The following is a 19,231-nucleotide window of genomic DNA, read 5'->3' on the forward strand; positions in this document are numbered from 1 at the left end:
CATTGAACATCTAAAAAATAGAAAGATTTTTATTTTTGATGATATCTTAACAACAGGTACTACATTTCAAGCGGCAAAAATAAAATTAAAAGAAATAGACGAAAGCTTTCGTATAATGGGCATTTTCATTGCTAAGGCTATACGAAATTAGCGAAACAGGATAGAACTTGGTAGTTGTTTAAATAAATTTTAATTCAGGATAATTAATATAACCAGGACCATTTTTGTCAGGCAATTAACCAAAAATTTTTACCTAAGCGGTAATGGTTAAGATGGTTTCAAAATAGAGGCTATACCAGCCCTTACTTTTATCTTTGGATTTTTTAAAATAACTGTTAAAGTTAAACTAAATATTTCATAGTTAAGTGATGGCAGCATGGCAGACAAGATATAGGGAAAAGTAAAGTGGTTTAATGAAGACAAAGGATTTGGCTTTATTGAAAGCAGCGGAAAAGATTATTTTGTCCATTTCAGTGCTATTCAAACAACTGGATTTAAAAGCTTATCTGAAGGGGAGCGAGTAAGTTTTATAGTTGGACAAGGCAAAAAAGGTTTACAAGCTGAAGAAGTTGAAGTGATTTGACTTTTTACCTAGATAATATTTTTCTTAGTAAAAGAAAAGGCTGATTAGCTTAAATTAGATCTTAAAGAAAATAACTATTTTATCAGAAGAATCGTATTCTTTATTTCTTCTCTTTATCTAACTTGTGAGCATCCAGGTATCGTTCGTTACGTTCATTGTTTTGTCTATTTATTTGCTTTTCTTTTTTTGTCCGTCCGAATTTAATACGATTTTCAGATGATTTCTTTTCTTTTTCTAAGCGAGTTTTAGATTTTCTTTTTTTATTAAGATTAATAATATCTACCATATTACCCTCGATTATGTAATGTTACTTATACTATAGCGCATAAAAAATACGTAATTCATCTAAACACATAAATACATCAAAACAGAATTTTATGTATGTATATTTAAGATGTGAAGGGTAAGGTCTCTAACATTCCCCTACAAAGTAAAGGCGCCTATTAGAAATAGCTTTGTGGCTTAGCTTTTAATTAAAAAGATATTGCAAATATTAGTCATAATTTTGATGACTGGTCTAATCAGATTAACTTGGTTTGTTATGGGAACCAGTTGGGGTTTCATATTGATTTTTCGTAGGTTGGAATTGTCAGCATTTAAGAAATCAAGTTAGGCTTTACCTATAATATAAGCCTGACTTTTCTTTAGGACAGTGTATTTATATGTAAAAGGCTATAATTTATCATTCATGTTACTCATAGATTTAGACTCATTATCTAAATTGGACCAATGAACGCTTGTACACTCAAATTGACATATTCGTGTGAATTTAATAAATAACCATATGAGATTCTATTCAGCGTGACTATAATTCCCAAAAATTTAAATCAATTAGACTAATTAGACTAATTTGGAGTCAATATGTGTGAGGTATATATTCGAGATGCTCAAGTTAATGATGCTGGTACAATAGCTAATTTAATGCAACAACTCGGTTATCCAATTTTAATTGACTCAATTATTGAGCGTTTAAAAATATATAATTCTAATCCATTATATTTTTCTTTTATTGCTGAATTGGATAATAAAGTTATTGGTTCGATTTCCATTATCGTTTCAGATTACTTTCATCGAGAAGGCCGGTTTGCAAGAATTGTATCTTTGGTCATTGACCAAAATTACCGTAGAAAAGGGATTGGCAAGAAACTAATTAGTTATGCTGAAAATACTGTAAAGAAGTTAAACTGTAATTTTATTGAAGTTACAAGTGGAGTTCATAGAAAAGAAATAGGGACACATGATTTTTATTCATCCTGTGGGTATAAAGATGCCATAGATGTCAAAAGATATTTCACTAAAGATTTATGATTTAGCGTTGGTTTGTCATTTATATCAGATGCAATTCATGTTAAGTAATACAGTAACTATTTTTAATTCTCAAAAAATTGCCCTATTGAAGCCATAATGAAGTCAATGTACTCTTTCTGTCCAAATAATATTAAATTATGTGTGGAGTCAATCTGGAGATTTATGAATGATAGAAAAATTGGAGAAGATTTGGTCTGATACTGAAGGAGATGAAATTAACAAAGCGCATGCTATCTTAAAAGAATATTTTCATGATGTACACCCTGGTAGTAGATTCTCATCTTTCCTCACAGTAAATCCCTACAGAAGACAAGCCATTCTGCTATTTCAGGAAAAAAAATCCTGCGATGGGGGACAATTAGATAGTATTGAAAAATTGCTAAAGGCTGCTTTGGCAATTTCCTATGGCCCATCTTTCAAACAATATGAGAATTTCATCATAGATAAAATTGAGTATCAAAATATAAATAAAAATCCTAATAACAATACAGACTCACAATTGTTGTGTTGGTGAGTTGAATCCGCCAGACAAGAAGAGAATAAAAATGAGTTATACAATTAATTTTACAGATCAACCCTCAGCAAAAGAAATTGAAATTATTCATGGCGGGTTGGAGAGACATGCAAAGCAAACTATTGGTATCACCTCTTTTGAACCGTTTGGATTTATGGCACATGATAATTCTGGAGACTTGATAGCTGGTTGTACAGGCGTCTTAATGTATGGCGTTTTATATATTAAATTACTCTGGGTTGCTGAAACAGAAAGAGGCAAAGGGCTGGGACGACAATTAATTGAAAAAGCAGAATCCTTTGCTAAAAGAAACAATTGCCGTTATATAACAGTTGATACATTCGATTGGCAAGCTAAAAGTTTTTACGAAAAAATGGAATATAAAATTGAGCATTTTTATAATGGTTATGAGGGAGATAGTAAATTTTATTTTTTTAGGAAAAAACTCGAGTAAGCTTTTGAGTTATCTTTATTCAAAGGTACTTTTAGACTCTAAGTCTAATTAGCGAGTTTATCAGATTTAATTCTTATGTTTTGGAGTAGAGACACATTTTTGCGCTCATTTAATACCTTTTAAGGGAAAACTAAGACATAAACCCTCTATTAGATTCCGCCTATCCTAATACATTAAAATAAAGTTTTTTGACACTAAAATATCACTGTGTCTTGAAGAACCTGATTTTTTCATAATTGCTATGATAGATTGGTTAAAAAAATGAACGATTAATTTAGTATACTTTAGCCTGTCTTAAATTTTATAGTTCAGCAAAACTAGCCACCTTTAAAAGGTGGCTATATGAAAAGAATATTGCTTAAAACCTCATTATAAAAATAATTCATTAATCTTTTTTCATTTTATTTCTAAGCGCATGGCTATTGCGTGCTCATGATACCTCGGTATGATTACTCCCATCTAAGGGTTTACATTAAAGAGTGGCTAAGAAAATTTATGAAACGATGAAAGTTAGCCGATCAGTGTTTTATCGGTGTATTAACCTGGAGTGCAAGGGTCGCTAGGACAATATTTTTAATAACATTAATATGGTGATATATATGGCTAATTTTAAACATTTATCTCCCCGCTCAATTTCGATTTTAGAGCCGCATATAACATTTTGGTCCTTGGAGGATAGTATAAATGGCGATCTTCCAATAGATCATAAGTTTGATATAGTAACAACAGGATTTAATAGATATATTGCTGAACATGCTATTACATATGCAGTACTTCTTGATGATAAGGAATTAACAGAAGATTTGTGCCAAAATGGTGTTAACCTTGATGTAAAAGATAGCTGGAATACCAATAAAACTCCTTTAGAAGTAGCAATTGAATATGGCCGATCGGGGGTTGCCGCTATTCTTATAAAATATGGGGCGAAGTTAACGTATGATGTAGAAGTACCTTCGAATAACCCATGCTCGCATCCATTTAGATTTTTCTGGTCGGTGAAAGAACGAGCTTATAACCGTGAAGTAGATTATGGTGCTATGGATAGCTTGTTACATCACAATAAAATAAATTAGGGTGTGCCCGCAATCTAAAATTATTTCTATGATAATAGGCAGAAATCCATATGTGGCAAGGGCTGCAGGCCTGTTTTAAAAGTGAAGTGATCCATTTGCACAAGCACCCTGACTGCCCCAAATATATACCTATAGGGCCCATTCCAAGCGCTTAAGATCATTTTTTGATTAATTTATTTAGTAAATTGAATTTTAATTTAATAAATAAAGTTAACCACTAGAATTTACAAAATCACCTTATTCTTAAAAATCATAACCTGATTTTGTAAATTAAATTAAAAACTACTTTTTATAGCCTATACTCTTGTAAACTGAGTTTACAAAGCTTATAATATTTAATAAGAATATATTGAGTACCGATTGTGCCTTTAAAGCCAATAAAAAAAACAGATAAAGAATTGTTTTCTTTGATAGAGGAAAAAATTAGGCAAGGCCAATATGTTTTTTTAAAACATGCTAAGCAGCGGCTTAAAGAAAGAAATATAAATGAGTTAGACGTTATCTATCTTTTATCAGGTAAAAAAGGATACGGACGAAAGCGTAATAAGGTAAAAGATAGTTATGAAGCTCTATTAAGTCCTGATTTAGCGCAAGATTGGAAATATTGTATTGAAGGTTATGATATAGACGGTCATAAACTAAGAGTAATTATTACCTTTACAGATGATTTAATGCCAATCATTACTGTCATTAGAATTGGTCAGGGGGAGATTGAATGAAAACCAAAATTGAAAAAAATTATTTATATGATGGGCTTGGTTTTCCTGTTATGTTAGATAAGGTAGAAATGGTTGAGATTGATGGTGATTGGCATCCTAAAATTGATGTGAAAAAAGTTGCCGATGAAGTGATCGCTAAGTTAGCCGTTCAACAGGATCGATTAACCGGTAACCAAATAAAATTTATTCGCTCTTACTATTCTATGCCATTGCGGGAGTTTGGAGAAAAAGTGGTTCATGAAACTCATGCGGCTGTAGATAAATGGGAAAAAAAGAAAGACCTGCCCACTAATATGAATGCCAATACTGAGCATGAACTGCGTCTCTATATTATTGAAACATTATTTGCTAAACCAGAATCTTCAAAATCTTTTTATGAGTTGTATTTAGAAACCAAAAATTTTTTTAAAGCTAATTCAAATAAAGTTAAGAGAGGAGCAGCAATCAATCTAAAAGAGAATATAATTTAATGCTCATTTTTTAATAAACTAGACAATAAAGATACCTTGCTCAGCAGTCATTTGAAGTATCATTACTTGGATTCAACCCATTAGCGCAACTTTTGTATATAAAAAAAGCAGAAGAAGCGGGTAAACTTTCTGCTAATTGACTACAGGAGTTGTTGAATGAGTTACAAGCATTTGGACTATCCTAAGCGGTGTAAGATCCAAGCTTTTGTGCATGTAGGCTATACACAGCAACAAATAGCAAACGAGTTGAATCCGCCCCTAATCTTTATTATAAAAGTCTGATTGTCACGTTGACCAGACTTAAATTGAAACTCAGGATCGGCAAGCGGTTCGTGGCAAGTTATAATTTAGATCTTAATTTTAAAAGAGAGGGTTCTACGTGTTCATTCATAAACCCAAGAAATAATCCTATAGATGTTATTGGAATCTCCTTTTTTTCAGAATTTTTATCAACAAGCATGTGTTCTCTAACTTTTAATCATACGCACGAACCTCAAAGGAGCATTATTAGGAAGTATAACAATTTCATTAGAAACTGCCTTATAAGCTAGTGTAGTGTATAGTTTAACTCCGGGAAGTGTTGCCATCATTTCTAGCTGAGTAAATCCATTTAAATATGCTTCACGTTCACAATGTTTTAGAAGCATACTTCCTAAACCCTGTCTCGCAAATTTTGGATGAATAAAAAAAGCCCTTATTTTTGCAGCATCTTTTGAGGGATCGAGATATTCTGGCTCTTCTCTGCCTGAAAATCGATTGCCTCCAAATAATGTTTTACGTTTACTCCATCCCCCGCAACCTGCTATTTCTCCATCTTTTTCTATAACAAAATAAGTCATATCTTTAACCAATTCAGTGTCTACCCCAAATACGTACTTAATTGCCCCTTCAATTTCCTGCTCCGAATAAACACTTCGGCTTAACTCCCTTGCTGAAACAGTAATTAATTCATTTAAGATTTTAACATCTTCATTATTAGCTAATCTTATGTTAATCATGGTTTTCTCCAGTTTTTTAGGAAAAAATAATCTAACATAAAATTTAAATAAAAAAATTTCTCATTTATTTCATAAAAATTACTATTTATAATGTTTTTTTTCTAATTTAGGTAATATATGAAAAAAAACGCCAGCTTAACGCAAACGAAATTAAATAATAAAAACCATACGAACGAATTGTTAGACAGAACAGATAGAAAAATTCTTAATATCCTACAAAAAGATAATCAAATTACAAATCAAGCCCTTGCTGATAGAGTAGGTATCTCAGCACCTCCTTGTTTTAGGCGGGTAAAGCGTTTGCGTGATGAAGGTATTATTCTTCATGACGTGTCTTTAGTTGATCCTTTTAAAGTAGGTAAGCCATTAATTGTCTTTGTAAATATTACCTTAGAAAAACAAAGGGAAGACTTGTTAGCTCATTTCGAACGAAAAATGTCTGTAGAACCTGAGGTAATGCAATGCTATTTTGTTTCTGGTGATACCGATTATTTACTCATTATTCATGTAAAAGATATGAGCGATTATAATGAATTTGCAAGAAGGGTATTTGCTAATGAGCCGAATATCAAAAATTTTCGAAGCAGTTTTTGTCTTAATCGAACAAAATACAACACCCAAGTCGTTTTATCAGAAGATTAGACAATTTCTAGGGTAGAGTAAGTGGCTAGATTCCCCGGATGTTCCATTAAGTCTGATTAGCATTATTAGACTTATCTAGTATCTGATCCGGGTAATTAATATATCTTGGCAAATTCAATTAACTTTATTCCGTGAATCTATCACTGGTCATAACAGTCATATATGTATTGCATTGTGTAGTTTAGTGGCAAATTAACTATCTCATCCAAATTTCATTTGGCATTTAAATCTTCACGATTTACATAGGCGATTATTTAATTGTTCCATAGTGAAATAAATTTTCCTGTTGTGAATTAAATTGAAATCAGCTCTCCTGCAGAGCCAGCTACAAAACAACTAATAAGGGAACTAATAACAAGCAGCACAGGTACAAGAGATACTACAGGTCAGCCATTTGAAGAAAGGGTTTTTTTAACTAATTTTTATTTACAGCATAGTTTTTTATGTTTCAAGCAAAAAGCTTATGGCCAAAAGCACCCTAATATTTATAAGAGGGTAAGTAATATAATATTCGAAGTCATTTTGAAAGTTTATTGATGTTTTGTTTTTGAATTAGTTGAGGTATTATTAAGCAAAATTTAATTTTAATTAAGTAAAATTAACAAACTATTTTTTCAATCGAGGTGTATAAAATGTCGTTTTCAAATACTTGCCCTATTACTTTTGACAATATTGATAAAGGAAATTCTTTATTAGTTAAAGTACCTTTATCTAAAAAGGGGGAGCAAGACAAGCTTTACTATATAAAGGATGAAAACACACTTAATCAATTACACCGATGCCCATTTACTAAGCGAACTGGGGAATATTTTGCAGTCAAATTGGCAAACTTATCAGAGAAAGAACTTGCTTCATTGCAAGTAAAAGACTCTCCGAATGAACTAATCGAGGATAACCATTCCCTCATAGAATTGTGCGCTACGTTTAAGTGGGAAAGTCGAAAGTTCATCCCTGCAGCCGATAACCATCAATATAATACAACAAGTCCTGCAGATTTAGCTTTGTTTACTCAAGGAACTAATTCTAGTTCTACCAGTATTTCATCAAACACGAGCTCTTTTTTTAACAGAGATAGTAGTAATCATAGATTTTCGTTTTTTGCACCAGTTAGACCTAGGCAGGTAGAGAGAGAAATTGTTGCAGAGAATGAGTATGCTTATTCAACACGTCTCTCAATGTCATAGGGGCCTGTAAGTCTGATTATCACAGTTATCAGACTTAACTGACGAATTGTCCCCTATATTTCATAGTAGAATGACATACTATTCTAAATTATTACTCCAATTTTGACGTTATATATATTTAACGCCAGTTTTTAAATAAATTTAGAATAATCGGGGGCTGCGATTGTTGCTATATTCAGGCTTTCTTTGAGAATTGCTAGTTCCTAATAATGCACTTACCCTCTCTTGAGTAATCTGATAATCTTCTAATGCTTTATTTAATCCATCTATTAATGGTTGACTTTTAAATATTTCAAGCATGATTTTACTATCAAAGGCTTTTTCTACACACCAATCCAATTCCCCTTCCTTTAAAAGGAGATCAAATAATTTAGAAGTGCTTTCTGCATAAGAATTATTTTCGTTAAAGCCATCCCTTATAGTCATAAAAACAGCTTTTAAAACCTCAGGTCTATTTATCACAGCTTGCAAAAACAATTGTTCGTTATACGTTCGGTCTTTGAAAGAAGCCCAACTTAATTTACTACTTTTAAATTGTTTATAATATGTTGCGAGTTCTTTTAAAATATCTTTTTCGTTGGTTGTTAACATACTGAATTCTATAATTGCAAAAAGGATATTAATTATACATAAAAATTACACTAATTCAATTTATGATGTGAAAAGAAATGGAACAAAAAGCTACTATTCCATATGTTTATTGAGAAAAATTGAGCCCTAATAGCTTTTTAATAACGAAAAATGCCTCCATTGATGAATAGTTCTTAAGTTGGTTGCATAAGCCTATTGAATCTGCGGCCGGTGAATTTTATGTTAAGCCTGCTAATAAAATCAATCAGACTTATTAATCAAAAGTACATGTATTCGTCGCTTTACTTTAGAGCATGAATCCTATTTTATTTTTTGTTTCTTACTATGAGATTAAGAGTCGTTTTTCTAAACTAGCATCCTCACTAGCGTCTAATCGTTTTAATTCGTTCTTAAGCTTACTTCCTAATAACTCTACGAACCCTGGAATATTTTTCTGTACACTCTCTCTTGTCCCGGAAGCTGCTTCCAAAACAGGACATTGATGCATTTTGCCTAACCCTTCAGCAAAAGATTTTACAATATACGGGTATCCCAACGTCCATAGGTATAGGGCATACTAAAACGTTAGCAAAAGTAGCGAACTTTGTGGCTAAGAAAAAATTAAACGTGCCTGCTTTTAATATCACAGGCCTTGAAACTGAGTGGTTAGAAAAAATAGAGGTCGGCGATATTTGGGGTATAGGTAGACAGTGGCAAAGAAAATTAAAAGGATTTGGTGTAATAACAGCTAGACAGTTAGCAAGCCAAAACCCACATTGGATTAAATTGCACTTCAATGTTGTTTTACAACGTACCGTCATGGAGCTTCAGGGCATTTCATGCCTTTCTCTTGAAGCCATTGAACCTAAAAAAAGCCTTGTTATTGCCTCATGCTCTTTTGGTCTGCCAAAAACTAATTTGATAGCTATTGAAGAAGCAATTAGTCATCATTGTGCAACAGCCTGGGGTAAACTTCGCAAGCAAGAATTAGTCGCACACTATATGTCTATCTTTCTCTATACCAATCGTTTTGACGAAGCCTTAAGTCCTATTCCAAATCAATCAGCTTTCGATTAATCAATCCTACTGATGATGTAAGACAATTGACTTCGTTTGCTAAACAAGCCTTAAAGCGATTGTATAAAGAAGGCATTCCATACAAGAAAAGTGGCATTATGTTGGCAGAACTCGCGCCTAAAGCACATAGGCAAATGGATTTGTTTCATGAACCTTCAGACACCATAATAGCTAAATCTGAAAAAGTTATGTCACTTATGGAGTCGATTAATAAACGCTATGGTACGCGTACCATTCGTCTGGCAGCAGAAGGCTTTCAAAAGGAATGGACAATGAAGCGAGAAATGAAGAGTCCTTGTTATACAACGTGCTGGTCAGAATTGCCCTATGCTAAAACAAAGTAAATTTAGATAAATACAATTTAGCACATTAACTTAATAGCTATTTATCCTTAATCCACCCTCAGCATCTAAGCCACATTCTCTACGCTAACTGATAAATCCAGGCCTTCTCTGTTCAATAAATCTTGTAGACAAAGCCGAACAAACTGATTTTTAGAATAACCCAGCTTATTAGCAAATTCAGCAGCCATTTTGGGGCTAATGAAACGTCTATTGTGCTCTATATCACATAAATATTGCCTAGATACACCTAGCAATTTAGCAAAATCAACCTGAGACATTTCTTCACCTTGACGAATGGCTAAGAGGTAATCGCCAAGGGTTGGCATTTTACCTATGAGTTTTACCAAATAATCTAATGCAGCCTGTGATTTATTAGTATTCATGTTTATTTACCTCGATAACCTCAACAATTTCCATCTGCTGATTTTTTCCCATTGTATAAATAGCCCGATAAGCTTTACTTAAGCGAATAGAGCGCTGCCCTTTTCGCTTTCCTTGAAGCGGTTCATCATGAAATCCCGGTACTTTCCTAACTTCTAACAACCCTTCATGCGCAACCGCTTCAATCCACTCAAATAGTTTAATGGCAATATGTGCAGGTAACTTCTTTAATTCTTTTTCAACTTTTTTGGTTAAAACAACCGTATAGCAATTCATTATTATAAACTACTTATTTTTAATCTTATTGTACCCTAAATTAGTGTACATTTCAAATAAGCAATGCATGGGGTACTAACCCCATGTTATCAAAGAAATTAAGGTTTAAAGTTAGAAGCGTGATTGTCATCCTCTGAAACAGCAAATTGCTTTAGAATGTCATCAACGTTACCGGTAAATGTAGAACCTTTGAATGTTTGTTGTATTTTAACACTTTCATTGACCGTTCCTGTAATTAAAGGCTTGGAGGTGTCATGCAAATTCAAATTTTTATTATTTTTAAGCTCTTCTTCAGAAGCCTTTTTTCCATTCACTTCTATATTTGATTTATAAAATCCAGGTTTATACATTATTACTCCTTACAATTAAAAACATCTATATTATCATTTGAGCATAATATTTACCTTTCAAAATAATAACAGTTCAAAGAAGTTTTTCATTACTGAACTAGAGTTTCAAAAAGAACTTTTTTTGAGAGCGCACTCTAATTAAAACTAGCCACTTTAATTTTTGGAAATATTGATCACAAAGTTAGAATTACTCACAATTTTCGTACTTATTAAATTTAACCTTTTAATTTATTGATAGAATAGTACCACCAGTTAACTCACATAACTTTTGACCTGTTAGGTTAAACACAGCATTTGGGGTACCTGCAGCTGCCCATATCTCATCATAGGTTAATAAATCTTTATCAATAAATATCAAATCGATATGCTGTTTATGTCCAATAGGAGGAACACCGCCGATAGCAAATCCTGTAATTTCACGTACAAAATTAGGCTCTGCTCTAACAATTTTTTCACCGACCTGATCTTTAATAATTTTTTCATTCACGCGATTCTGTCCTGAAGCTAATACTAAAACAGGCCGATTAGTTTCTTTCGTTCTAAAGATCAATGACTTCACAATCTGAGGAACCGTACATCCAATTGTTGAGACAGCTTCCTCAGCGGTTCTCGTACTCTCAGAAAGCTCTAAAACTTTAAAATCTAATCCTTTACTTAATAGTGCATCTTGGACGCTTTGCGCACTTTTAGTCAGTTTATCACTCATTTGATATCTCAACCCTCCTAATTAATACCTAATTATAGATGGATATATAAAACAGATTCTAAAATAGCAATTTATTTGTTTTGATATTTCTACTAAATAAGTTTAGAAAAAATTAGAGATACGACTATTTTCTTTCATTATTAAATTATATTAAATATTTTCACAAAATCTTATTTAGTAATTTTTTATACTATCTTAAAAAACGACCGTTTATGATAATAATTTAATACCAATCTTATAATACTGTGCCAGCGATGAAGGCATAATTAGCAAGGTAAAAATTCTAGAAGATAATTTGTAATAAACAAGCATCTCAAAAAAGAACGTTTTTTGATACTCTTTCAGAACCATTCATTACAATTTACTTTCAAAAATAACGGTTTGATTACGACCTAAATGTTTTGCGTCATAAAGTGCTCGATCTGCTTGCTCAATCATTTTTTTCATATCACTATCTTCATTCATTTGAGTAATCCCTGCACTAAATGTAACAAAAACATTGTTAGTATTATTAAAGGAGTTCTGTGAAAACTGCTGCCTTAATTCATCGATTAACTTTTTACTTTGCTGCGCATTTGTTCGAGGTAATACAATAGCAAACTCTTCGCCACCATATCTGCCAACAATATCTTGACTGCGTAAGCGTAGCGTTAATAACGTTGCCAACCTTTTTATAACAACATCACCAAAAGGATGGCCATAGGTATCATTGACTTTTTTAAAGTGATCAATATCAATCATAATTAAAGATAACGAAGAACCAATCTGTTTTGAATAATCAAGTTCAAGTTCTAGGCGCTTTAAAAAACTTGAATGATTTAGAAGCCCTGTTAAGCTATCAGTAGACATATAGTAATTTAAAACACCAGCACGCTGTGAGCGAGTTCTTACAGCAGAGACGAGATGAGCAGGTGAGATAGGCTTTGTAAGAAAATCATCGCCGCCAACACTTAAAGCATTTAGTTGCTTGCGTTTATTATGCTCTGTAGATAGAAAAATGATTGGTATTTTATTGTATTTATTTTCTTGGCGTAGCACGGAAGAAAGCTCTAGGCCTGTACATTCAGGCATATAAATATCCATTAGAATTAAATCTGGGCGGAAACTTTCAAGGTGCTTAAAAATATCCATAGGGTTTGAAATTGCCTGAGCAATCATGCCGGCTTGTTTCAAAATTAAAGAATAATATTCGCCAAGTGACTCAGAATCATCAACAATCAAAATTCGAAACGGAATATCTGTTGCAAAGTAACATTTTTGATTAATCATTTGTACTAAATAAAATATATCCACCGGTTTTTGAAAAAAGGCACTACAGCCTGCTCGTACAGCGATTAAACGTGGCAGTAATTCTGAATTAGGGACAATACAAAATAGATTAATAGGTGCATTTTGTTCCTTAAAGATATCTGTTAGTAAGCGTTGATTATTATCAGTCATTAAATAATCTGTATCGACTAATAATGCTATAGGATGATTTTTTTTAACTTGCGCCTCTAACTGATTCAAATCTAGCAGCCCCTCGGCAAAGTAGCCAGCTTGGCTAAGCCCCTCTTTAAGTTCCTTTGCTAAAGAGGGGTCCCTCTCTAAAATATAAATTATTTTATTCTCTATTGCTTTTGTTTTTGAGATAAATGGATTAATCTCTTTGGGTGCTGGTAACGTTAAGGTCTCTTTTAACTTAATTAATAATTGAGATATGGTTTGCTGTTCTTCTGCAGACAGGGATTGGTTATCTAACACATTTTTTAAGAAAACTTCTAATTCTCGTGCTGCTTTACCTAATTCTGTATAGCCATAAGTCCCAGCAGAACCACATAAGCTATGTACATCACGATGAAAATCTTTAAATTTTTCCTGATTAAAGGCAGCAATTTGCTCTTGCCAAGCTTGCTCTATCTGTTCAATTTTATTAGGTAAATTTCTAGAATAAGCTGTTAAAAGCGCTTTTAATTTATTTTGTATTTTCTCATCCATGACATCGATTCCAGATTTTTTTAAGTTCATCTGCTAGCACCATAGGGTCAAAAGGTTTGGCAATGACGTCAATAACCCCCATGTCTTTGTATTCATCAATTTCTTTCGCTTGAATTTTGGCGGTCATAAAAACAGCCGGTATGGAGGAAAAATTATCTAACTGCCTCAACTCACGCAAGGTAGTTGGTCCGTCTTTTTGCGGCATCATGACATCAAGCAGCAGTAAATCCGGTATAAATGACTTAGCAGCAGCCAAAACCTCTTCACCGTTAGCGCAATACTTGACTGTTAAGCCTCCAATATCCTCTAGGGCAATTTGTGCTATTGCTCTAATGTCTTCTTCATCTTCAGCATATAAAATAGTTTTAAGTTCAGTTGCCATACAGTATCCTTTGCTCTTATAGCTACTCCTTTAATTTGTATTAAAGGAGGCTATTGATTGTTTTCAATAACATTTCATTCGAAGATTTTGATTTAACTAATGCTTCACTAACATATTTAGCATCATCTTGACTGAGCTCTAAATTTGAAAGTACCAAGACTGGAAAATGGTATTTAGCTAACCAAGGTAAAATTTCTACCCCATTACCATCAGGTAGTAATAAATCCAAGATAACCAAATCATATCTATTTTTATGCAGCATTTCTTTTGCTTGTTGCAAATTACTAGCCGTAGTGACATGAGCATGTTCCTTTAACATAATTGCAATCACATGTTGCTGGTCTAGATTATCTTCAATATGAAGTATATTTGGCTTATCTTTGCTGTCTAACTTCTTAATTCTACTAATAGAAGTTAACACTTTACTAAAGTCCAGGGGCTTTTCTAACCAATCAGCTACACTTAAGGCGTCACCATTTAATAAGGTACGTCCAGTTTGAGCTATAACGGATATAACAATAATACGCAAATCTTTAGTCTTTTGGTCCTCGCGTAGCTCACGAATTAAAGACACACCATCTTGATCAGGTAAGATCAAATCTAGTAATAAGGCTTGATAATGATTTTTTGCTAATAAATTTTTAGCATCTAGCGCGGTAGGCGCTATATCAACTACATATCCTGAGGATTCTAAAAGCGCTTTTAAATAGTTAGCTTGACTTTCATCATCTTCACAAATTAATAATTTTTGATCAAGATTCGGATTGATTTCTTCGTCCTTAAACGATACTTGAGTAGTAGCATTTTCAATAAGTGGAAGATCAAAATAAAAAATAGTCTTTTCTGGTGAGCTTGAAAAATCTATATGCCCTTCTAATTTCTCTATGATTGCCTTACTAATATTTAGACCCAACCCTGTACCACTTTTTCCACGCGTGTTGGTAGCATCTGCTTGAGAAAATTTTTGAAAAATGCGTGGCCTAAATTCCAGAGGAATTTCAGTGCCATAATTGCAGACCGAAACACGTGCCATTTCATCTAATTTTTGAGTTGAAATTACAACCTCATTTCCTTTCCCTGAAAATTTACAAGCGTTAGAAATTAAGTTATTTAACACCTGCATTAATCGAGCCGGGTCAACATTTATCCTGAGAGGCTCTTCCAAAGGTTTATATTTAATTTCAACTCCATACTTTTCAGCGTACATTTTATTAGCTTCAACCGCTTCATCGACTAATTCTTGTAAATCCTTTTCTACTAATTGAAACTCCATTTTTCCTGCTTCAATTTTTTCTATATCTAAAATATCATTGATTAATAAAAGTAAGCGTTCACAATTATTATTGGCGATTTCTATTAATTTTTTGGCTTTGTCAGGGAAACTACCCATCACACCACTAACTAATAGTCCTAATGAACCGCGTATAGAAGTAAGTGGCGTACGTAGTTCATGACTCACAATAGAAACGAACTCTTTTTTTAATTTTTCTGTCTTTTTTAATTCAGTTACATCATGGATGGCTATTAATGCACCAAGTTTTTTACCACTAGCATTGAGGATTTCTTGACCATCTATAATGACGTCCTTTACTAAATCATCTTTAAATTTCATTATGAAAGGAAGTGATTTAATTTTTTCACCATTTAGTACTCTTTTAAGTGGTAAATCCTCATCCTTAATTTGCTCATGGTTAGGCAAATGAGTACTAAAATAATTAGGCAGTTCATCAATGCCTTTGCCAACTATATTTGTAGAAATTTTCTCATGAAGTGCATTATTGACTGCAGTTATTTTACCTGAAGCATTACAAGCTATAATACTGTCTTCCAAATTGTTTAACATTGCCTTTAAAAACTCTTTTTCATTACTAATCAGCTTGTTATAAGTGTTCGCTGTTAATGCTAAAATCAAAGTTAAAATGGTGGTTCCAGCAACAAAATAGGGTAAATAATCCGTCGTAATGATTTGTAAACTTGTTGAATGCATATGGCCGCCCGCCAGTGGCGTAAAGACAGCAGCCTCCATGCCTGTGTAGTGCATACCACAAATAGCAACACCCATCACGAGTGCACTAACGATTTTAAGTTTAAATTGTTGTCGATTTGTACCTTGATTACTGCGTAATGCTAACCAGATTGCTGCTTCAGCAGCAACAATGGCTATAATAATTGAAAGTATAAATAAACCTGGTAGGTAGTGAATATTGACATGATTTTTCATGCCTTCCATGCCCATATAATGCATGGTAGCTATAGCTAAGCCTATAATAATGCCGCCAAGACCTAGATGAATTAATGAATAGTCTTTTTTCTGCAAAATATACAAAGCTAACGCTGAAGCAAGTATAGCAGCTAACAAAGAAGCCGCGGTCCAGTTGAATTCAAATTTCATTGGCATAGGCATAATAAAAGCCAACATACCAACAAAATGCATAGACCAAATGCCTGCGCCCATAGCAACTGCGCCACCAATCAGCCAAAAAATTTTAGCTCTTTCTCGACGTTCAGCACGTAAACTACCTACTAAGTCTAAAGCAACATAAGAAGCTAAAACTGCAACCACGTAAGAAAGGAACACCAAGCCTAGATCATAATGTCCATAAATTGTGTTGCTTGGAATTGTATCAAGCTGAAACCAATTACCTAAGTTCATATTAACATCCTGTTTTGTATAAGCTCTGTACTTGGTTACTCTTAATTTAGTATAGGTCAATTAATAGGGGCTCTGTTGCAGAAAATTTTCTACTTTTTGAAAGTGGGGTTTTTAAGTTAACTATTGAGAATCTTTACTATTTAAGTGGGAATTTAATTAATTAGTTTAAGCTTCATCATTTTTGTAAGTGGAAAATATTTTTTTGATTTCTATAGGATTCAACTTTTGCAACAGAGCTACAAATAACCTAAACTGCTAAACAGCATCTACTAACAATCTTGGTATATTTTTGTGGTTGAATTTGTTATTGTAGCAATAGCTGGCTTTTTCTGTGGCTTTCTCAATACTTTGGCTTCTAGCGGTTCGGTAGTCACATTACCACTGCTTATTTTTTTGGGGATGACCCCAGAAATGGCTAAGGGTACAAATCGATTGCCAGTCTTAATCGGTAGCATTATGGCTATTTATCTGTTTAGTAGCTCGAGCAAAATCCATTGGCCCGTTGGTATCAGAATTACTGGCCCTGTTGCAAAAACAAGGCTGTAGTATACTATCTGAATTTTGGCGTAGTAATCTAATGAGTTCTAAAAATCCCATAGAGTTCAAATGGCGTCATTTTCATGGTGAAGTTATTTTGCAGTGTGTCCGTTGGTATTGTAAATACGGTATAAGTTATCGTGATTTAGAAGAAATGATGGCAGAAAGAGGCCTTGAACTGGATCACACCACGGTTTATCGCTGGGTTCAGCACTATGTGCCTGAGCTAAAGAAAAGACTAGACCGGTATAAAAAGCGTTACTCAAGGAGATGGCATCTCGATGAAACATATGTCAAAGTCAAAGGCGAATGGAAATACTTGTATCGAGCCATTGATGAGTTTGGCCATACAATTGATTTTTATCTATCGCATCGGCGTAATGCAAAGTCTGCCAAGCGCTTTCTGAAAAAACTCATCAAGAGCAATCCAACCTGTGATGTCAGCATCATCAATACAGATAAGAATCCAGCGTATAATCAGGCTATTAAAGAATTGAAGAAGGAAGGAAATTTAGCGCCACATGTCACTCATCAGCAAATCAAATACCGTAATAACCGCTTAGAAGCTGACCATGGCAAACTTAAACGGCTCATTAATCCTACGCTTGGATTTCAATCGATGAGAACCGCCTATGCCACTATCAAAGGCCTTGAAATCATGCGCATGTTTAGGAAAAGACAATTCAATGTCTGGCTAGGTGGCACAAGAACTGAAGTATCCTTTATCAATGAACAGTTCGGAGTTTACAATTGAGATCTACCTAAAATTTAAATTTTCTTATCTTTAATAGTATTTGCAACGCAGCCTTTTTCTTCTTGAATCTTTCTTTTATGACCTCTTTAATAAGTTGTTTTTTATTTTAATGGAAAGGATTAGTTTTACTTTGTTTTGTTATAATTTAGAAAATTAACACTTAATTATTGATTATTTACTAAGAAAATATGGCTTTTTAAGTTATTAAGTAGTTATATAGAACTTAAACTTAAAGAATATAGAGTAAAATTGAGATTTAGTTCTATCTACTATAGGATATTACAACTGTACCAGTTTAAATTAGGTTTTGGTGTTTCTTCATTCATATTAGAGCTGAGATTAATTTCTGCATTAGAAGATAAATCTAATAACTCTGATGGAACTTTCTGTAAAAATTTCTTAATTGCTTGTCGCAGCAGTTTGTTATCTGTTCTCATATAAGCATAATCATAAATAATCGGATTAGTTATTTCATAAGCTGGTGGTTTAGCAATTAACAAATGATTTTTAGCTTCAAAAATATAATCATTATCACTAAGCCATAATAATTCGCTAATTGTTCCATCTCCCTGGCCCTTTATAATTTTTTTTTCATATAAATGTAATGGACTTAGCAACAGAAATTCTCTTTTAGCTTTTATAGCGCCTGCCCAAAAAGCTTGGTTTTTTTTATAACTCCATTTTCCACCATCAATTGACGATCGATAAGGAGCTTCAGGACAAAAAATATTTTTGGCATTGGGCAAATTAAAATAACTTTTTTCATCTACAACATCTAGCTTAGTAAGTGCGCGTTGCAGTTTACCAAAACGCCCAAAGAAAGACCCCATATAGACAGCTTCATTAGGCCATTTTTGAGCGAGCTTAAAGTCGTAATAATTATCAAACCAAGATTCTTGCTTCTGACGCATTTCAAATAAACAAAATTATTTTATTTATGATATCAATAAAAACTTAGCGTTTTATTAAGAAAGTCAACTTTATTAATAGATTTATATGGCCAAGTAAGATAAATATGACGGCTCTGTTGCAAAAAATTTTCTACTTTTTGAAAGCGGGGTTTTGAAGTTAACTATTAAGCATTTTTACTATTTAAGTGGGAATTTAATTAATTAGTTTAAACTTCATCATTTCTATAAGTGGAAAATATTTTTTTGATTTTTACCCAATTAACTTTTTTGCAACAGAGCTGTATTTTGGGCACTACTGCAAAAATTTTTCCCATCTTAAGGGCGGGCTTTTAATGATTAAATTTAGTAATTTTGACTGGTTAAGTGGG

24 protein-coding genes and 2 pseudogenes are annotated in these 19,231 nt (G+C 33.1%); 14 read left to right on the forward strand and 12 right to left on the reverse strand.

Translation table 11 applies throughout. The features are described 5' to 3' along the window. Positions 1-376 precede the first annotated feature (376 nt). Positions 377-583, forward strand: a pseudogene (locus tag ACQUW5_RS13790) (cold-shock protein). 100 nt (positions 584-683) lie between these two features. On the opposite strand, the gene ACQUW5_RS13795 reads toward ACQUW5_RS13790, so the two are convergent. Continuing rightward, positions 684-869 (reverse strand): DUF4169 family protein, encoded by a 186-nt coding sequence (locus tag ACQUW5_RS13795; protein ID WP_444991853.1) that lies wholly within the window; start codon positions 867-869, stop codon positions 684-686. Between the two features lie 575 nt (positions 870-1,444). Between ACQUW5_RS13795 and ACQUW5_RS13800 the strand changes: the two genes are divergently transcribed. The 6 genes from ACQUW5_RS13800 to ACQUW5_RS13825 all read left to right on the forward strand — a co-directional run bounded on the left by ACQUW5_RS13800 (position 1,445) and on the right by ACQUW5_RS13825 (position 5,121). Next, positions 1,445-1,891, forward strand: a complete 447-nt coding sequence (locus tag ACQUW5_RS13800) for a GNAT family N-acetyltransferase (protein ID WP_444991854.1) — start codon at positions 1,445-1,447, stop codon at positions 1,889-1,891. Between the two features lie 166 nt (positions 1,892-2,057). After that, positions 2,058-2,405 carry a hypothetical protein gene (locus ACQUW5_RS13805; RefSeq protein ID WP_444991855.1) on the forward strand — a complete coding sequence of 116 codons (348 nt, stop codon included), beginning with the start codon at positions 2,058-2,060 and terminating at the stop codon, positions 2,403-2,405. 31 nt (positions 2,406-2,436) lie between these two features. Beyond that, entirely contained in the window at positions 2,437-2,859 is a 423-nt protein-coding gene (locus ACQUW5_RS13810) for a GNAT family N-acetyltransferase (RefSeq protein ID WP_444991856.1), read from the forward strand. Between the two features lie 587 nt (positions 2,860-3,446). Next, on the forward strand, positions 3,447-3,932 hold the full coding sequence (locus ACQUW5_RS13815; protein WP_444991858.1) for an ankyrin repeat domain-containing protein: 486 nt from the start codon (positions 3,447-3,449) through the stop codon (positions 3,930-3,932). A 362-nt stretch (positions 3,933-4,294) separates the two neighbouring features. Beyond that, on the forward strand, positions 4,295-4,651 hold the full coding sequence (locus ACQUW5_RS13820) for a DUF4258 domain-containing protein (protein ID WP_444991859.1): 357 nt from the start codon (positions 4,295-4,297) through the stop codon (positions 4,649-4,651). Then, positions 4,648-5,121, forward strand: a complete 474-nt coding sequence (locus ACQUW5_RS13825) for a hypothetical protein (protein ID WP_444991860.1) — start codon at positions 4,648-4,650, stop codon at positions 5,119-5,121. The genes ACQUW5_RS13820 and ACQUW5_RS13825 overlap by 4 nt, the downstream gene beginning before the upstream one ends. Before the next feature lie 467 nt (positions 5,122-5,588). Here the strand turns inward: ACQUW5_RS13825 and ACQUW5_RS13830 are convergent, their stop codons facing one another. After that, positions 5,589-6,119: a GNAT family N-acetyltransferase gene (locus ACQUW5_RS13830; protein ID WP_444991861.1), complete on the reverse strand. Its 531-nt coding sequence runs from the start codon at positions 6,117-6,119 to the stop codon at positions 5,589-5,591. A gap of 117 nt (positions 6,120-6,236) precedes the next feature. Here ACQUW5_RS13830 and ACQUW5_RS13835 point away from each other — a divergent pair, with 117 nt between their 5' ends. Both ACQUW5_RS13835 and ACQUW5_RS13840 read left to right on the forward strand, forming a co-directional pair. Continuing rightward, positions 6,237-6,761, forward strand: a complete 525-nt coding sequence (locus ACQUW5_RS13835; protein WP_444991862.1) for an Lrp/AsnC family transcriptional regulator — start codon at positions 6,237-6,239, stop codon at positions 6,759-6,761. A 632-nt stretch (positions 6,762-7,393) separates the two neighbouring features. Further along, complete coding sequence (locus ACQUW5_RS13840) at positions 7,394-7,945, forward strand: hypothetical protein (protein ID WP_444991863.1); 552 nt, start codon at positions 7,394-7,396, stop codon at positions 7,943-7,945. A 141-nt stretch (positions 7,946-8,086) separates the two neighbouring features. Here the strand turns inward: ACQUW5_RS13840 and ACQUW5_RS13845 are convergent, their stop codons facing one another. Together ACQUW5_RS13845 and ACQUW5_RS13850 are read right to left on the reverse strand one after the other, a co-directional pair. Next, a complete protein-coding gene (locus ACQUW5_RS13845; RefSeq protein WP_444991864.1) occupies positions 8,087-8,536 on the reverse strand; it encodes a hypothetical protein in 450 nt (149 codons plus the stop codon). A gap of 322 nt (positions 8,537-8,858) precedes the next feature. Next, positions 8,859-9,023, reverse strand: a complete 165-nt coding sequence (locus ACQUW5_RS13850) for a hypothetical protein (protein WP_444991919.1) — start codon at positions 9,021-9,023, stop codon at positions 8,859-8,861. Here ACQUW5_RS13850 and ACQUW5_RS13855 point away from each other — a divergent pair. The 3 genes and pseudogenes from ACQUW5_RS13855 to ACQUW5_RS13865 all read left to right on the forward strand — a co-directional run. Further along, positions 8,984-9,070 (forward strand): annotated as a pseudogene (locus ACQUW5_RS13855) (hypothetical protein); the annotation flags it as partial. The gene ACQUW5_RS13850 and the pseudogene ACQUW5_RS13855 sit on opposite strands and share 40 nt — an antisense overlap. A 51-nt stretch (positions 9,071-9,121) precedes the next feature. Further along, the gene (locus ACQUW5_RS13860) at positions 9,122-9,592 is read left to right on the forward strand and encodes a DinB/UmuC family translesion DNA polymerase (protein ID WP_444991916.1); all 471 of its coding nucleotides are present in this window, start codon (positions 9,122-9,124) and stop codon (positions 9,590-9,592) included. Positions 9,593-9,618: 26 nt separating this feature from the next. Further along, positions 9,619-9,936, forward strand: coding sequence for a DUF4113 domain-containing protein (locus ACQUW5_RS13865; protein ID WP_444991865.1), 318 nt, complete (start codon positions 9,619-9,621; stop codon positions 9,934-9,936). A 65-nt stretch (positions 9,937-10,001) separates the two neighbouring features. Here the strand turns inward: ACQUW5_RS13865 and ACQUW5_RS13870 are convergent, their stop codons facing one another. From ACQUW5_RS13870 to ACQUW5_RS13900, 7 genes are all read right to left on the reverse strand, one after another. Next, entirely contained in the window at positions 10,002-10,319 is a 318-nt protein-coding gene (locus ACQUW5_RS13870) for a helix-turn-helix transcriptional regulator (RefSeq protein ID WP_444991866.1), read from the reverse strand. Beyond that, complete coding sequence (locus tag ACQUW5_RS13875; RefSeq protein WP_444991867.1) at positions 10,309-10,593, reverse strand: type II toxin-antitoxin system mRNA interferase toxin, RelE/StbE family; 285 nt, start codon at positions 10,591-10,593, stop codon at positions 10,309-10,311. The genes ACQUW5_RS13870 and ACQUW5_RS13875 overlap by 11 nt, the downstream gene beginning before the upstream one ends. 98 nt (positions 10,594-10,691) lie before the next feature. Beyond that, positions 10,692-10,943, reverse strand: a complete 252-nt coding sequence (locus ACQUW5_RS13880; protein ID WP_444991868.1) for a hypothetical protein — start codon at positions 10,941-10,943, stop codon at positions 10,692-10,694. A gap of 223 nt (positions 10,944-11,166) precedes the next feature. Further along, positions 11,167-11,649, reverse strand: a complete 483-nt coding sequence (locus ACQUW5_RS13885; RefSeq protein WP_444991869.1) for a YbaK/EbsC family protein — start codon at positions 11,647-11,649, stop codon at positions 11,167-11,169. Between the two features lie 354 nt (positions 11,650-12,003). Then, entirely contained in the window at positions 12,004-13,656 is a 1,653-nt protein-coding gene (locus ACQUW5_RS13890; RefSeq protein WP_444991870.1) for a diguanylate cyclase, read from the reverse strand. Continuing rightward, complete coding sequence (locus tag ACQUW5_RS13895) at positions 13,619-14,008, reverse strand: response regulator (protein ID WP_444991871.1); 390 nt, start codon at positions 14,006-14,008, stop codon at positions 13,619-13,621. The genes ACQUW5_RS13890 and ACQUW5_RS13895 overlap by 38 nt, the downstream gene beginning before the upstream one ends. Positions 14,009-14,048: 40 nt before the next feature. Continuing rightward, on the reverse strand, positions 14,049-16,661 hold the full coding sequence (locus tag ACQUW5_RS13900; RefSeq protein WP_444991872.1) for an MHYT domain-containing protein: 2,613 nt from the start codon (positions 16,659-16,661) through the stop codon (positions 14,049-14,051). A 291-nt stretch (positions 16,662-16,952) separates the two neighbouring features. On the opposite strand from ACQUW5_RS13900, the gene ACQUW5_RS13905 reads away from it, so the two are divergent. Then, positions 16,953-17,207: a TSUP family transporter gene (locus ACQUW5_RS13905; protein ID WP_444991873.1), complete on the forward strand. Its 255-nt coding sequence runs from the start codon at positions 16,953-16,955 to the stop codon at positions 17,205-17,207. A gap of 31 nt (positions 17,208-17,238) precedes the next feature. Further along, positions 17,239-17,952, forward strand: a complete 714-nt coding sequence (locus ACQUW5_RS13910) for an IS6 family transposase (protein WP_444991874.1) — start codon at positions 17,239-17,241, stop codon at positions 17,950-17,952. 269 nt (positions 17,953-18,221) lie between these two features. Here the strand turns inward: ACQUW5_RS13910 and ACQUW5_RS13915 are convergent, their stop codons facing one another. Then, on the reverse strand, positions 18,222-18,863 hold the full coding sequence (locus ACQUW5_RS13915; RefSeq protein WP_444991875.1) for a hypothetical protein: 642 nt from the start codon (positions 18,861-18,863) through the stop codon (positions 18,222-18,224). Positions 18,864-19,231 lie beyond the last annotated feature (368 nt).

It is taken from the genome of Legionella pelazae, from assembly GCF_052527395.1.

Excerpts from the sequence above, each read along its gene's own strand:
- ACQUW5_RS13795 (WP_444991853.1), bottom strand. The coding sequence starts at position 869 with ATGGTAGATATTATTAATCTTAATAAAAAAAGAAAATCTAAAACTCGC.
- ACQUW5_RS13800 (WP_444991854.1), top strand. The coding sequence starts at position 1,445 with ATGTGTGAGGTATATATTCGAGATGCTCAAGTTAATGATGCTGGTACA.
- ACQUW5_RS13805 (WP_444991855.1), top strand. The coding sequence starts at position 2,058 with ATGATAGAAAAATTGGAGAAGATTTGGTCTGATACTGAAGGAGATGAA.
- ACQUW5_RS13810 (WP_444991856.1), top strand. The coding sequence starts at position 2,437 with ATGAGTTATACAATTAATTTTACAGATCAACCCTCAGCAAAAGAAATT.
- ACQUW5_RS13815 (WP_444991858.1), top strand. The coding sequence starts at position 3,447 with ATGGTGATATATATGGCTAATTTTAAACATTTATCTCCCCGCTCAATT.
- ACQUW5_RS13825 (WP_444991860.1), top strand. The coding sequence starts at position 4,648 with ATGAAAACCAAAATTGAAAAAAATTATTTATATGATGGGCTTGGTTTT.
- ACQUW5_RS13830 (WP_444991861.1), bottom strand. The coding sequence starts at position 6,119 with ATGATTAACATAAGATTAGCTAATAATGAAGATGTTAAAATCTTAAAT.
- ACQUW5_RS13835 (WP_444991862.1), top strand. The coding sequence starts at position 6,237 with ATGAAAAAAAACGCCAGCTTAACGCAAACGAAATTAAATAATAAAAAC.
- ACQUW5_RS13840 (WP_444991863.1), top strand. The coding sequence starts at position 7,394 with ATGTCGTTTTCAAATACTTGCCCTATTACTTTTGACAATATTGATAAA.
- ACQUW5_RS13845 (WP_444991864.1), bottom strand. The coding sequence starts at position 8,536 with ATGTTAACAACCAACGAAAAAGATATTTTAAAAGAACTCGCAACATAT.
- ACQUW5_RS13850 (WP_444991919.1), bottom strand. The coding sequence starts at position 9,023 with ATGCATCAATGTCCTGTTTTGGAAGCAGCTTCCGGGACAAGAGAGAGT.
- ACQUW5_RS13870 (WP_444991866.1), bottom strand. The coding sequence starts at position 10,319 with ATGAATACTAATAAATCACAGGCTGCATTAGATTATTTGGTAAAACTC.
- ACQUW5_RS13875 (WP_444991867.1), bottom strand. The coding sequence starts at position 10,593 with ATGAATTGCTATACGGTTGTTTTAACCAAAAAAGTTGAAAAAGAATTA.
- ACQUW5_RS13880 (WP_444991868.1), bottom strand. The coding sequence starts at position 10,943 with ATGTATAAACCTGGATTTTATAAATCAAATATAGAAGTGAATGGAAAA.
- ACQUW5_RS13885 (WP_444991869.1), bottom strand. The coding sequence starts at position 11,649 with ATGAGTGATAAACTGACTAAAAGTGCGCAAAGCGTCCAAGATGCACTA.
- ACQUW5_RS13890 (WP_444991870.1), bottom strand. The coding sequence starts at position 13,656 with ATGAACTTAAAAAAATCTGGAATCGATGTCATGGATGAGAAAATACAA.
- ACQUW5_RS13895 (WP_444991871.1), bottom strand. The coding sequence starts at position 14,008 with ATGGCAACTGAACTTAAAACTATTTTATATGCTGAAGATGAAGAAGAC.
- ACQUW5_RS13900 (WP_444991872.1), bottom strand. The coding sequence starts at position 16,661 with ATGAACTTAGGTAATTGGTTTCAGCTTGATACAATTCCAAGCAACACA.
- ACQUW5_RS13910 (WP_444991874.1), top strand. The coding sequence starts at position 17,239 with ATGAGTTCTAAAAATCCCATAGAGTTCAAATGGCGTCATTTTCATGGT.
- ACQUW5_RS13915 (WP_444991875.1), bottom strand. The coding sequence starts at position 18,863 with ATGCGTCAGAAGCAAGAATCTTGGTTTGATAATTATTACGACTTTAAG.